The sequence below is a fragment of the Archangium sp. genome (genome assembly GCF_036388035.1).
Classification (GTDB): Bacteria; Myxococcota; Myxococcia; order Myxococcales; family Myxococcaceae; genus Archangium.
On sequence record NZ_DASVSO010000862.1, the window covers coordinates 1 to 13219 of the forward strand.

The window sequence follows — 13219 nt, forward strand, 5'->3', positions numbered from 1 at the left end:
GGTAGGCGCGCAGGACGAGGTGCCCGCGGTCGTCGGCGATCCACAGCGCGGCGCTCTGGGCGTCGCACACGGAGGCGAGCTCGGCGGCCACGCGCTCCTGGAGCCACTCGAGGTCCGGCTGGGAGAGGAACTCCAGGCAGCGCTGGTGGAGGTTCTGGTAGCGGGCGAACTCGAGGTTCTCGCTCTGGAGCTGGGTGCGCTCGCGGCGCAGCTGGGCGCGCTCCAGGGCCCGCTCCGTGGCGAGCAGCAGGTCCGCCTCGTCCACGGGCTTGGTGAGGACGACGGCCACCCCGGCGCTCAGGGCCATGGCCGAGCCCTTCACGTCCGTGCGCTGGGTGACGAGGATGATCTCCTGGTCGGGGTCGCGCTCGCGCAGCTTCGCGGTGAGGCCGAAGCCATCCACCTCGGGCATCACCACATCGGTGATGACGAGGTCGAAGGAAGCGCGCCCCACCTCCTCCAGGGCCTGGGCGGCGCTCTCCGCCGTGACGACGCGGTAGCCCCTCCGGGTGAGAATGTCGGAGGCGAGCTGCCGGAAGAAGGTGTCGTCATCGACGACGAGGATGGGACCAGCCACGGCGTGAGGGACTCGACGGGGGGAAGGGGGCGGTGGAGGTTACCGGCCCTCGAGATCCGGGACAACGCCCGTGAAGACGAAGGCCGCGGGCCCCCGGAGGCGGACGTCCGACAGGTCCGCTGGCACCCGGATGTGCAGGGCGCCGCCCGGCAGGCTGACCCTCAGCCAGGTATCCGCCGGGACGCGCCTGGCGAGCACCGCCGCCACGGCCGCCGCGCAGGCCCCGGTGCCGCAGGCCTGGGTGAGGCCGCAGCCCCGCTCCCACACCACCACGGTGAGGCCGCCGTCCGCGTCCACGCGGGTGAACTCGACGTTGGTGCGCTCCGGGAAGCCGGGGTGCCGTTCGAGCTGGGGGCCCAGACGGCCCGCGTCCTCGAGGGGCTGGTCGAACAGGACGAGGTGCGGGTTGCCCATGCTGACGGCATGGCCGCGCAGCCCGGAGTGGCCGGGCACGGGCGCGTCGAGGAAGGGCTGGCCGGTGGCGCCCGAGGGCAGGTTGGAGGCGACGAGCCGCGCCGGCCCCAGGGAGATCTCCACCTCCGCCACCCCGTCCGCGCCGTAGCCGGGCGTGCACGAGAGGATGCCGGCGCCCGTCTCCACGTCGATGGACTCGGGCCGCTCGCCGGAGTTGTCCACGAGGTACTTCACCACACAGCGCAGGCCGTTGCCGCACATCTCGGGGACGCTGCCATCGGCGTTGTGGACCACCATCCGCGCCACCGCCGCCTCCGAGGGCAGCAGGGAGAGGATGCCATCCGCGCCGATGCCCAGGCGGCGATCGCACAGCAGGCGCGCCGTCTCCGCGTCGACGTCCACCCCGCTCTTGCGGCGATCCAGCACGATGAAGTCGTTGCCGATGCCGTGGTACTTGAAGAAGAACTCTGCTCCGGCGCTCATGCTGGGAATCCTCGGCGGGCGGCGTCAGCCCTGCTCATCGGTTTTCGGGGCGGGCGGTACCGCCTCGGGTGCCGGCGAACCGGCGGGCGAGGCGGGTGTGCTCCCCTTTGGGCGGCGAAGCAACTCATTCTTCACCGCGTTGATCTCCGCGTTGGCTCGGGCGTAGATGTCCTGGACCGTGTTGGACCCCGTCCGGGCCGCCACGCGCTTGAGCGTGGCCATCTCGGACTCCTGGGCCTCCAGGCGCCGCTTCTGCTCCGCGAGCGCCTCGTCGCGCTCGGCCAGGGCGTTCCGGAGCGCCTCGAGCTCGCCCTGCAGGCGCTCCACCTCACTGGACAGCTCCAGCACGGCCTCGGAGGGCGACACCGGCTCGCGCGATTCGAGCTGCTTGAGCTTCTCGCGCAGCCCGGTCCGCTCGCCCTCGAGGGCCTGGAGCCGCGCGCCCAGCGCCTCGGCGGCCTGGACCTGCCGGGCCTTCTCCGCACGCTCGGCGTCGAGGAACTTCACCGCCTCCGCGGAGGCCGTCTCCAGCGCCGTCACCCGCCCCTCCAGCCGGATGCGGGCCGCGCGGGCCACCGTGAGATCCGAGCTGAGGCGCTCGCGCTCGGACACGAGCCCGACCTTCTCCGCCTCCAGCCTGGCGAACTGCTCCTGCACGGCCTGCGCGGCGGCCTCCCGCTCCCGGGTCTGCCGCTCGGCCTCGCCCGCCTTGGACTCCAGCTCGGCCAGCTTCGCCTGCACGGAGGCCTCCTGCTCCCGGGCCCGCTGACGGGCCTCGTCCGCCTGGGCCTCCAGCTCCACGAGCTTCTCCTTCGCGGCCTCCAGGCCAGCGGTGGCCTCCGACAGACGGGCCTCCAGCTGACTCGCCGACCGCGCCGCCTCCGAGACCCGCTCCCGCTCCGCCTCGGTGGCCGAGTGGGCCCGGAGCAACTCCGCGCGCACGTCCTCGAGCTGGGCGCGGGTGGCCTCGACCGCCGCGCGCTCCTTCTCCAGCTCGGCCCGGGCGGCCACGACCGCCGCGCGCTCCTCCTGGAGGGCGGATTCGAGCGAGGGCGCCTTGCCCGCGATGCGCCGCGCCGACTCGAGCTGCACGGTGAGCAGTTCCGCCTGCTCGTGCTCCGCGGTGAGTCGGGCCTGGGCCTCGGCCAGCTCCTTCTGGAGGTGCAGGATGTGGCCATCGCGATCGCGCAGGCCCTGGTGGGCCCCCTGGAGGGCCATGGAGGCCTGCTGCGCCTGGAACCGGGCGGCCTCGAGCTGTCCCACCTGGGCCCGCAGCGCCGCCAGCTCCTGGTCCTTCCTCGCGAGGTCGTCCCGGAGGCCCTCCAGCTCCACCCGGGCCTCCACGGCGTCGCGCTTCCGGGCCTCACGCTCCGTGGCGTTGGCCTCCTCGCGAGCACGGGCCTCGGCGAGCCGCGCCTCGGCCTCGCGCAGCTTCTCCTCGAGCTCGCGGGAGCGGGCGTCCAGGCCAGCGGCGCGGGTGGTCTCGGCCTCGTGCTCGGAGCGCAGGCGCGTGAGGGACGCCTGCTGCTCCTTGGAGGTACCGCGCTCTGCCTCCAGGCTCGAGCGAAGCTCCTCGAGCAGCTGCTTCTGCTCGGCCAGGGTGGCGCCGAGTTCCTTGCCCTCGCGCCGGGCCGTCTCCAGCTCCTCGCGCAGGGCCGCGGCCTCCTGCCGGGCCACCTCCAGCGCCTCGAGCCGCGCCCGCTCGCGCTCGTCCGCGCCCGCCCGAGCGGACTCCAGGTCCGCGCGCGCCTCGGCCAGGGACTGCTCCACGGCCTCGCGCCCGGTGCGCTCGGACTCCAGCTCGCGCCGGGTCTCCGCGAGGGTGGCCTCCACCTGCTCGCGCGTCTGCTGCTGGGACTCGGCCTCGGCACGGGCCTGGGCCAGCGAGGACGCCAGGGCTTCCTGCTCCCGCCGCGCCTCCTCGAGCCCTGCCTCGGTCTGGGCGCGCTGCTGTCGCTCGGTGTCGAGCTCCGTCTGAGCGGTGCCGAGCGACGCCTCCGTCCGCGCCTTGCTCTCGCGCTCCGACTCCAGCTCGGCATGGGCCGACGCGAGCGACGCCTCGGCTTGGGCGCGCTGCTTCCGCTCGGCGTCGAGCTCGGAACGGACCTGCGCGAAAGCCTCCTCCGACTGCCCGTGCACCTGCTGCGCGGAGTCGAGCTCGGCACGGGCCGAGGCCAGGGCGGCCTCCAGCCCGGTGCGCTGGCGCCGCTCCGCTTCGAGCGCGGCCCGCTCCTGCACCAGAGCCTCTTCCACCTCAGCCCGCTGCTGCCGCTCGGCGCTGAGCGCGGTCTGCTCCTGCACCAGGGCCTCTTCTACCTCAGCCCGCTGCTGACGCTCGGCACGGAGCGCGGTCCGCTCCTGCACCAGGGACTCTTCCACCTCAGCCCGCTGCTGCCGCTCGGCACGGAGCGCGGTCCGCTCCCGCACCAGGGACTCTTCCACCTCGGCCCGCTGCTCGCGCTCCCCTTCGAGCTCGGTCCGGGTCCGCGCGCTCTCCTCATCCGCCTGGAGGCGCTGCTGGCGCTCGGCCTTCAGCTCCGCCCGGGCCCGCGCGAGTGACTCCCGAGCCTCCGAGAGTTGCTGGCGCTCCCCTTCGAGGTCCGCCTGCGTCGACGCCCCCGCCTCTTCCAGCAGGGTGCGCTGATTGCACTCGGCCTCGAGCTCGGCCTGGACTCGCGTCAGGGCCTCTTCCAGCCGTGCCCTGCCCTGCTGTTCGAGCGCGAGCTCGGCCAGGGCCTGCTCCCGGGACTCGTCCGCCTTCGCCCGCTCCTGCTGCTCGGCCGCGATGGTGCCCTGCGTCGCCTTGAGCGCCGCGTCGAGCCGGGCGATCGACTCCAGGTCCGCGGCCCGCGCCCGCTCCAGCTCGGTGAGCGTCGCCTCGGCCTCCACCACGCGCCGCCGCAGGGCGCCCCGCTCGTCGGCCCACGTCCGCCGCTGGGCCTCCAGCTCGGCGAGGGCGCGCGCTGTCTCCTCGCGCGCGACGACCTCCACCGCCACCTGGCTCTCGAATCCCTCGGCCCGACGCTGCTGGGCCTCGCGCGCGGCCTTCTCCCGAGCGGCCTCGGCGACGGCCTCCTCCGCCCTCGCCAGCGCCTGCGCGACCGCCTGCTCCAGCCGTGCGTCCGCGAGCCGGCGCTCCTCGTCGATCGCCGCCTCCAGCTCCGCCGCGGCGCGGACGCGCTCCTGCTCGTGCGACTCCAGGCGTGCCTGGGCCTCGTGCAGGGCCTGCTCGAGCTTCGCCGCCGCCGCCCGGACGTGCTCCTCCGCGCGCGAGCGGGCCACCACCTCGGCCTGGAGCTGCTCCACTCCGGCCCGAGCCGCCGTGAGCTCCGTCTCCAGCCCCCGCCACTCGGCCTCGCGCGCGGTCAGGCGCACTTCCGCGTCCCGCCGGCCCGCCTCCGCGGACGACACGCGCCGGGCACCGTCCTCCACCTCGCGCGTCAGGCGCGCCAGGTCCGCGTCGCGCGAGCGCAGCAGCTCCTCGCTCGACTTGCGCGCCTCCTCGACCCGGGCCACGTCTGTCTTGAGGTGCTCCACCGCGGCGAGCGCCGTCGAGTACTGCTCGGCGATGCGCAGCTCGCGCTCGCGCGCCGCCTCCGCCTGCCGCCGCAGGTCCTCGAGCTGCTCCCGCGCGCGCTCGGTGGCGAGCCGGTCCTTCTCGCGCTCGACGCGCAAGCCGGCCATCTCGTCCTGCAGCTCGCGCAGGTGGGTGTACGCCTGGGTGAGACGCTCGCGCGACTCCTCCAGGGTGGTGTTCAGCTCCTCGCGGCGCGCGCGCTCCAGCCGCAGCGCCTCCTGGGTGCCCAGGGTCTGGACGTCGGCGTCCTTGCGAGCGCGCTCGGCGGCCTCCAGCTCCAGCCGCTGCTGGCCGAGGCGCCGGTCCGCGTCGGACACGCGCTCCAGGGCCACCTTCAGCTCCAGCTCGGTGCGGCGCAGGCGGGAGGACAGCTCGTCGCGCTCGCGGGCGGACTCGGGGGTGCCGCGCGCCTGCTCCAACTGCGCGGTGAGCCGGGCCACGTCGTCGCGGCACAGCTCCAGCGAGGGCTTGAGCTGGGCCACCTCGGCCTCGCGGTCGGTCAGCTCCGCGCGCAGCCGGGTGAGGGACTCCTTGAGGCGCCCGGTGCGCTCCTCCCAGCCCTTGGCGCGCTGGTTCACCTCGTCCAGCTTACCGCGCGTGAAGGCGAGGGGCTCGGGCGGGAGCTGCACCCAGGTGGGATCCACGATGCGGGCCGGCTCGGTGCCGGCCACCACGACGAAGTAGGCCGCCTCGCTGCCGCGGATGAGGGTGCCGTCCACCGAGAGCCCCTCGCCCTTCTCGAAGGCGAGCTGGTAGCCCAGCACGGGGGACTGGGTGGCCACCTCCACGTGGGGGAAGTGCGGCGAGAGCGCGTCGAGGAGCTGCCCGTACGTGGGCGGCACGCCCTCCTCCAGCTCCATGAGTTGCCAGAGGGCCAGCCCCGCCGCGTTGCTCAGGCCGCCCACGAGGTAGCCCTGCCGGCCCACCAGCCGCGCCAGCTCGGCGAGCAGCGTGGGTGCGCGCACGTAGGGCGCGAGGTCCGCCACGAGCACGAGGTCGAAGCTGCCGGGCTCGAGGTCGTCGTAGACGTTGGCGCGGTAGCGCAGCGTGGCGCTGCCGTGGGCCTTCTGGGCCGCCTTCACCGCCTCGAGGTCCGCGTCGCAGGCCACCACGGTGCGGGCGCCGCGCTCCAGGAGGAAGCGCGCGCTCTCGCCCCCCGTGGTCGCGACCGCGTCCACTTCGAGCACGCGACGACGTGCGAAGAGGCTCTCCGCGAAGATGTACCGGGGCAACAGCTCGCTGGTCCCCAGGCGGCGGAATGTGGGATGCATGAGGTCGGTCGGGCGAGTATAGCCCTGGGGACGGGTGTCCCAAGGAAAGCGTCGGGGAGGGAAATCGCCTCGCCGCTCGGACGTCTGGGGAGCAAGCGACATGAATCCCATGATGAACCCGCAGCGTCAGCAGAGCTTTGGCCGTCGGGCCACGAGCGCCTTCACCCGGCTGCTCGTCATCCTCCTCATCCTCGGCCTGGGCGGGGCGGTGGTCTTCCTGCTCTCCCAGCTCAACGCCCGCACCTTCACGCTGGCCCAGGAGAACGGGCACCTGGTGGTGATGAAGGGTCGGATGCTGCCGACGGGCTCGGTGCCCTACCGCCCCGGGGACGCGCGGCAGGCGGACACCTACGCCCCCATTCCGCTGGAGGGCCGGGACGTCTCGAGCCTCCTGGAGCAGAAGTTCACCGAGCGGGACGAGCTGGATCGGGCCCTCTTCCCGGTGCTGGAGGGGCTCTCCAAGTCGCGAGTGGACTCGGACAAGCCGGAGCAGCTGGAGAAGGGCCTCTACTACCTGCGGCGCGCGGAGCTTCTGTCCGGGCTGTCGGAGGAGCAGCGGCGCACGCTGGAGACGATGAAGGCGGACGTGGCCTTCTTCCAGGCGAGGCAGAAGCTGGAGGAGGCGCGCCGGGACGTGACGGAGGCGCTCACGCAGCTGAAGCTGGCGGCGGAGAGTCGGAACCGGAACACGCAGCGGGCCAACCAGCTGCTCGGCACGGTGGGCCCGGCGGCGCAGTCGCTGGAGAAGGCGCTGAGGGCCGTCGATGCCAGCCTGGGCGGCTCCGAGCTGCCCTCCGAGACGCCCCGCCCCCCGCCCGCCCCCGAGGGACAGCCGGCGGCACCGCAGCCGCCCCCCGGGGCCGAGACGCCCGCGGCGCCGCGGCAGGAGCCGGGAGTGAAGAGCACCGACAGCGAGACGCAGCAGCGGCCCACGGAGACGGGGCAGAGCGGCGCGGGCCCGGCACGCTGACTCCGGGCTCGCGTGCGGTATACCTGCGGGCCTCACGAGGAGAGGCACTCGCATGACGATGACCCCGGTTCCCCCCGAGATGAAGCGACTCGTGCCGTTTGAGCTGGCCCTGCGCGAGGCCGGCATGAGCTACCCCGAGGTCACCGAGGACTTCCCGTGGGGCCACCGGACGCTCAAGGTGAAGGGCAAGGCCTTCATCTTCATGGGGATCAATGGGGAGGAGGGCCTCTTCCTGTCGGTCAAGCTGCCGCAGTCGAACGGCGCGGCGCTGATGCTGCCCTTCGCCCAGCCCACGGGGTACGGACTCGGCAAGAGTGGTTGGGTGAGCGCCAGCTTCGGTGCGCGCGACACGCCCCCGCTCGAGATGCTGCGCCAGTGGCTCGACGAGAGCTACCGCGCGGTGGCGCCCAAGAAGCTCGTGGCCCAGCTGGGCGCTGGGGCCGGAGCACCGAAGGCGGAGAAGGCCGAGGCCGCTCCCGCCAAGGCCAAGACCGCGCCGAAGAGCAAGAGCGCACCGGCCGCGGCGAAGAAGGCCGCGGCGAAGACGACCGCCACCCGGAAGACAGCGGCGAAGAAGACCGTGGCCACCGCGCGGGCCCGCCGCGCCTGAGAGGCCTGGGACCGCGGGACTACTTCCCCTTCATCTGGCCGATGAAGGAGAGGTTGCGGTAGCGCTCGGCGTAGTCGAGGCCGTAGCCCACGACGAAGACGTCGTCGATGACGAAGCCCTTGTAGTCGATGGGCACCTGGGTGCGGGCGCGCGCCGGCTTCTCCAGCAGCGTGCACACCTTCACGGACGCCGGGTGCCGGGCCCGCAGGTTCTCCAGCAGGAAGCTCATGGTGAGCCCGGTGTCAATGATGTCCTCGATGACGAGCAGGTGCTTGCCCGCCATGGGCTTGCTCACGTCCGTGGTGATGCGGACCTCGCCCGTCGTCTCGGTGCCACCCTGGTACGAGGACACCCCGAGGAACTCGAGCGTCAGCGGCAAGTCGATGGCCCGCGCCAGGTCCATGGCGAAGAAGGTCGAGCCCTTCAGCACGCACACGAGGGTGAGCTCCTTGCCCTGGTAGTCGCGGGTGATCTGCGCACCCAGCTCGCGCACGCGCGCCTGGAGCTTCTGCTCGTCGATGAGGATGCCGACGTCCTGCTCGTAGAAAGCCAAGGTCCTACCTCTACACGTACGCGTTGTTCATGATCTCCCCGAAGCCGCCGCCGCCGGGGACGATGTACTGCCGATCATCCAGCCCCCGCTCCTTGTCCCACAGCTCGCCGGGGACGGTGCCGAACACCTCGGGCGGCGACAGTCCGCGATCCAGCCGCAGCGCGTACACCACCACATCGGGGTGCTCGCGGGAGATCCTCCGCAGGAACTCGGGGGTGATGATGAGGTTGAGGCTGAGGATGCGCCGGGGCGTGCCGTGCACCTTGTCCTTGTACATGGACACCGCGGTGCTCAGGCTGCCGCCGGTGGCGCCCATGGGGTCCGGGAAGAGGACGAACGCGTCGTCGATGTCCCCGCCGATCTTCGCCCCGCCGATGTTCGACCCGACCACGTGCTCCTTGGCGTCGATCATCCGGCTCATGATGATGTGATCCTGGCGCACGAGCACCGGATCCACCGTGGTGTTGAGCAGGTCGTACGTCACCTGCGAGGGCAGCGTGCCGGCGCGGGCGATGTTCACCGTCACCGCGCGCACGTCCGGGTCGATGACCTCGCCCTGGTAGATGCCCTGGGGTGTGTGGTCGATCATCCGCGTGGGCAGCGAGGCCATCTTGCGCGGGAACTCCGCGTTGATGACCGCCTTCACCAGGTCCGAGTAGAGCAGCGCCACCAGCCGGTTGATCTCCGGCTGCACCGTGCCCTTGGCGCACAGCCGCGCCAACTGGGAGAGGAGGAAGGGGTTGCCCACCAGGTGGACGTTGGGGCCGTACCGGTGGGGCATCTCGCTCAACCGGAAGGGGACGTTGGCGTAGAGGGTGTCACGCATGGCACGGGCCTCCCGAGGCCTTCAGCGGTCGAACAGGTCCAGGGTCTGGGGCGGCGTGGCCTCGGTGGGCTCGGCGCGGTGGCACTTGCGGCAGCGCGCCTCGTAGGCCCCGGCGGCGCCCACCACCACGCGCTCTCCGCTGTCCACCAGCCGCTGCGAGCGGTTGGCCGGATTCCCACACACCACGCAGATGGCCAGTTCCTTCGTCACATACTCGGCGATCGCCAGCAGCTGTGGCATCGGCTCGAAGGGACGCCCCTGGTAGTCCTGGTCCAGCCCCGCGACGACGACGCGGATGCCCCGATTGGCCAGGGCCTCACACACCGACACCACCTCGGGCCCGAAGAACTGAACCTCGTCGATGCCCACCACCTGCGTCCGGGGACCGAGGTGGAGGAAAATTTCTTCAGCCCGTTCGATCGGAATGGACGTCAATTTCAACCGGGAATGGCTGACGACCTGGGACTCGTCGTAGCGATTGTCCAGCTTTGGCTTGAAGACCTGGACTGTCTGCTTTCCGTAGACAGCCCGTTTGACGCGGCGAATCAATTCCTCCGTCTTGCCGGAGAACATCGAGCCGCAGATGACCTCTATCCACCCGATGTCTTTGGGAAATTGGTGCATGAGGAGGACTCGACCGGAGGCTGTGCGGGAGCGCGGGTCTCCTCTGACACGCCCCCTCTGGGACGTCAACTTTCCAAACCCACCGGCGAGCGGGCGATCATCCCGGCTCCGCCCCGCCCCGCTCGCCCGCGGTCCCCACCTGCGCTGGCAAGCATCTTGAAGCAGCGGCTTCCCGGTTCTCACGGGGAGGTTCGGGTGGCGGCGACGACTCAAGTGACGCACGGGACGGACATCGCGGGTATCGAGGGAGCTTCGTTCCACATCACGCCGGCGGCCGTCCTGCTGCTGGTGCTCAACCTGCTGGACGGCCTCTTCACCCTGACGTTTTTACAGTTGGACGTGGCCGAGGAGCTCAACCCGCTGATGAGGCTGGCCTACGAGCACTCGCCCCTGGCCTTCATGGCGGTCAAGGTCACCATCGTCAGCCTGGGGCTCAGCCTGCTGTGCCTGCACCGCTCGATGCGGATCAGCCAGCGGGCCATCCAGGCGGGGGCGGCGCTCTACGTCGTCATCGACGTGTACCACCTCGCCTTCCTGTCCCATTTGTGTCTTCACGGCGTCGGTTGAGCCACCAATAAGCCCGGACAGACTTGCTTTTCCAGGCCGGAGTGTCTCAGGCTCCCCCCGCTAGCTCGGACCATGAGGTCTTGGGGGGACCATGAACATCACCGACGTCAAGGTGTACCCGGTCGATGAGGACAAGCTGAAGGCCTACGTCACCATCACCTTGGACCACTGTTTCGTCATCCGGGATTTGAAGGTCATCCACGGCGCTTCCGGCCTGTTCATCGCCATGCCGGCCAAGCGGCGCAAGGATGGCACGTACAAGGACATCGCTCACCCGCTCAACGCCGACACGCGCAACCAGATGGAGCGCACCATCCTGTCGGAGTACGAGCGGCACCTGCAGACGGGAGGCGGGGGAGAGCCCCTCTTCACGGCCGTGGAAGCCGACTAGCCGAGCGGTCGACGGCGACCCGGCACTCCCGGGCAGGCAGGACGGAAGGGGCTTCCCTTCCGTCACCGGCCGCGCTAGTAGCGCGCCCATGCAGCAGCGCGACTTCAAGGTGTTCTCGGGGAGCTCCAACCCGGCTCTGGCCCGCAGTATCTGCGACTACCTCCAGCGCCCCTTGGGGAATGCAACCGTGGGTCGGTTCTCCGACGGGGAGATCCACGTGGAGATCGGCGAGAACGTGCGCGGACACGACGTCTTCATCGTCCAGTCCACGTGCCCGCCCGTGAATGACCACCTGATGGAGCTGCTCATCATGTGCGACGCGCTCAAGCGCGCGAGCGCCGGCTCCATCAACGCCGTCATCCCCTACTACGGCTATGCCCGGCAGGACCGGAAGGTGGCGCCGCGCACCCCCATCACCGCCAAGCTGGCGGCGGATCTGCTGGAGGTGGCGGGGGCCACGCGCGTGGTGTCCATGGACATGCACGCCGGGCAGATCCAGGGCTTCTTCAACATCCCGTCGGATCACCTCTACGCCTCGCCCGTCTTCCTGGACGATCTGCGCAAGAAGTTCCCCGACACGCAGGACCTGGTCATCGTCTCGCCGGACGCGGGCGGCGTGGAGCGGGCGCGCGCCTACTCCAAGCGCCTCAACTGCGGGCTGGCCATCATCGACAAGCGCCGGCCGCGCCCCAACGCCTCCGAGGTGATGAACCTCATCGGCGACGTGAAGGGCAAGGACGCGGTGCTGGTGGACGACATGGTGGACACCGCGGGCACGCTCACCCAGGCGGCCGCCGCCCTGAAGGATCGGGGCGCTCGCCGGGTGGTGGCCTACGCCGTCCACCCCATCCTCTCCGGCCCGGCCATCCAGCGCATCCAGGACTCGATGCTGGAGGAGGCCATCTTCACGGACACCGTGCCCCTGGCGCCCGCCGCCCAGGCCTGCGGGAAGATCCGCCTCCTCACCACCGAGCGCCTCTTCGGCGAGGCCATCGCGCGCATCCACCGCGCCGACTCGCTCAGCTCGCTCTTCGTCTAGACGGCGAAGCGCCTCCCTGTCCGCCGGGCGGCTTGACTCCCGCCGCCCGCGCTGGCATGTCGCACCCACCACCACGCCGGCCCTTCACTTCCACGAGGCGCCGTCTCGGGGCCCGCCACTGGGGCGGGATGCCAGAGGCGCCGGGGCTTTCCGGCGGGGTCACATCGCAGTCCCCATACCGAGGAAATCCATGTCCACCGACAAGAGCACGCTCGAGGTCAAGCCGCGTGAGGGCGCCGGCAAGGGCGCCGCCCGCAAGCTGCGCGCCACCGGCCTGGTGCCCGCCGTCGTCTACGGCAAGCACCTGGAGAAGCCGCTGTCCATCGCCGTCAACGCCAAGGCCGTTCGCCAGGCGCTCAACACCCCGCACAAGCTCAACACCCTCCTCACCCTGAAGGGCGCGGGCGCCGAGCAGCAGGTCCTCTTCAAGGACTACCAGCAGGATCCCGTCACCCGCGAGATGCTGCACGTGGACTTCATCGCCGTGCGCGACGAGGACCTGGTGAAGGTGAACGTGCCCCTCGTGCTCGTCGGCAAGGCCGAGGGCACGGCCGATGGCGGTCTGCTCACCCAGGCCCGCCGTGAGATCGAGGTCTACGCCAAGCCGCGCGCCATCCCCGAGAAGATCGAGGCGGACGTGACGCACCTGAAGATCGCCACGGCGCTCCACATCAACGATGTGAAGATGCCCGAGGGCGTGGTGGTGAAGAGCAACGTCAACTACACCCTGGCGGTCGTGAGCGCGCCCGAGGGTGCGGTGGAGGCGGCTCCCGCGGCGGCGGCGGCGGCGGCTCCCGCGGCGGCGGCTGCGGCCAAGCCGGCGGCGGGCGCGGCGGCCAAGCCGGCGGCGGGCGCGAAGAAGTAATTCGTCCTTCCTGCTCGCAGGCGCGGGGCTGGTCCAGAACAGGGGCCGGCCCCGTCCGTTTTTTGGAGAGGCTGCCATGAAGCTCATCTGTGGACTGGGCAATCCCGGGCGCGAGTACGAGCGCCACCGGCACAACATCGGATTCATGGTGGTGGAGGCGCTGCTGTCGCGTGCGCGCGCCGAGCTCAACCACGAGAAGTTCCAGGCCCGGGTGGGCCAGGGCTCCCTGGGGGGCGAGAAGGTCCTCTTCCTCGAGCCGCAGACGTACATGAACCTGTCCGGCCGCTCGCTGGCCGAGGCGGCGCGCTTCTACAAGGTGGCGGTGGAGGACATCCTCGTCATCCACGACGAGCTGGATCTGCCCTTCGGGCGGTTGCAGCTCAAGGCGGGCGGGGGCAGCGGAGGCCACAACGGCCTGAAGAGCAGCGTCTCCAGCCTGGGGGAGGACGGCT

At 71.4% G+C, this 13219-nt stretch carries 13 protein-coding genes; 7 read left to right on the forward strand and 6 right to left on the reverse strand.

Features of this window, described 5'->3' with window-relative positions; genetic code table 11:
* The 3 genes from VF697_RS35475 to VF697_RS35485 form a co-directional block, all read right to left on the reverse strand.
* Positions 1–577 (reverse strand): response regulator (locus VF697_RS35475; RefSeq protein WP_331102079.1); only part of this gene is annotated, 577 nt, incomplete at its 3' end.
* Positions 578–616: 39 nt separating this feature from the next.
* Positions 617–1474 (reverse strand): diaminopimelate epimerase, encoded by an 858-nt coding sequence (gene dapF / locus VF697_RS35480; protein WP_331102081.1) that lies wholly within the window; start codon positions 1472–1474, stop codon positions 617–619.
* 24 nt (positions 1475–1498) lie between these two features.
* Positions 1499–6322 carry a methyltransferase domain-containing protein gene (locus tag VF697_RS35485; RefSeq protein WP_331102083.1) on the reverse strand — a complete coding sequence of 1608 codons (4824 nt, stop codon included), beginning with the start codon at positions 6320–6322 and terminating at the stop codon, positions 1499–1501.
* A gap of 100 nt (positions 6323–6422) precedes the next feature.
* Here VF697_RS35485 and VF697_RS35490 point away from each other — a divergent pair, with 100 nt between their 5' ends.
* Both VF697_RS35490 and VF697_RS35495 read left to right on the forward strand, forming a co-directional pair.
* Positions 6423–7292 carry an IF-2 protein gene (locus VF697_RS35490; protein WP_331102085.1) on the forward strand — a complete coding sequence of 290 codons (870 nt, stop codon included), beginning with the start codon at positions 6423–6425 and terminating at the stop codon, positions 7290–7292.
* Positions 7293–7344: 52 nt separating this feature from the next.
* On the forward strand, positions 7345–7902 hold the full coding sequence (locus VF697_RS35495) for an MmcQ/YjbR family DNA-binding protein (protein WP_331102087.1): 558 nt from the start codon (positions 7345–7347) through the stop codon (positions 7900–7902).
* Between the two features lie 19 nt (positions 7903–7921).
* On the opposite strand, the gene hpt is transcribed toward VF697_RS35495, so the two are convergent.
* From hpt to VF697_RS35510, 3 genes are read right to left on the reverse strand one after another with little or no spacing between them, the layout of a single operon-like run.
* Complete coding sequence (gene hpt / locus VF697_RS35500) at positions 7922–8455, reverse strand: hypoxanthine phosphoribosyltransferase (RefSeq protein WP_331102088.1); 534 nt, start codon at positions 8453–8455, stop codon at positions 7922–7924.
* A 10-nt stretch (positions 8456–8465) separates the two neighbouring features.
* Positions 8466–9281, reverse strand: a complete 816-nt coding sequence (locus VF697_RS35505) for a uracil phosphoribosyltransferase (protein WP_331102090.1) — start codon at positions 9279–9281, stop codon at positions 8466–8468.
* 21 nt (positions 9282–9302) lie between these two features.
* A complete protein-coding gene (locus tag VF697_RS35510; RefSeq protein WP_331102092.1) occupies positions 9303–9905 on the reverse strand; it encodes a thymidine kinase in 603 nt (200 codons plus the stop codon).
* A 195-nt stretch (positions 9906–10100) separates the two neighbouring features.
* Between VF697_RS35510 and VF697_RS35515 the strand changes: the two genes are divergently transcribed.
* The 5 genes from VF697_RS35515 to pth form a co-directional block, all read left to right on the forward strand.
* Positions 10101–10472: a DUF5658 family protein gene (locus tag VF697_RS35515; protein ID WP_331102094.1), complete on the forward strand. Its 372-nt coding sequence runs from the start codon at positions 10101–10103 to the stop codon at positions 10470–10472.
* Between the two features lie 91 nt (positions 10473–10563).
* Entirely contained in the window at positions 10564–10863 is a 300-nt protein-coding gene (gene spoVG / locus VF697_RS35520; RefSeq protein ID WP_331102096.1) for a septation regulator SpoVG, read from the forward strand.
* 88 nt (positions 10864–10951) lie between these two features.
* Positions 10952–11902, forward strand: a complete 951-nt coding sequence (locus VF697_RS35525) for a ribose-phosphate pyrophosphokinase (protein WP_331102098.1) — start codon at positions 10952–10954, stop codon at positions 11900–11902.
* A gap of 190 nt (positions 11903–12092) precedes the next feature.
* Positions 12093–12767: a 50S ribosomal protein L25/general stress protein Ctc gene (locus VF697_RS35530; RefSeq protein ID WP_331102100.1), complete on the forward strand. Its 675-nt coding sequence runs from the start codon at positions 12093–12095 to the stop codon at positions 12765–12767.
* A 76-nt stretch (positions 12768–12843) separates the two neighbouring features.
* A partial coding sequence (pth, locus tag VF697_RS35535) for an aminoacyl-tRNA hydrolase (protein WP_331102102.1) occupies positions 12844–13219 on the forward strand: 376 nt, incomplete at its 3' end.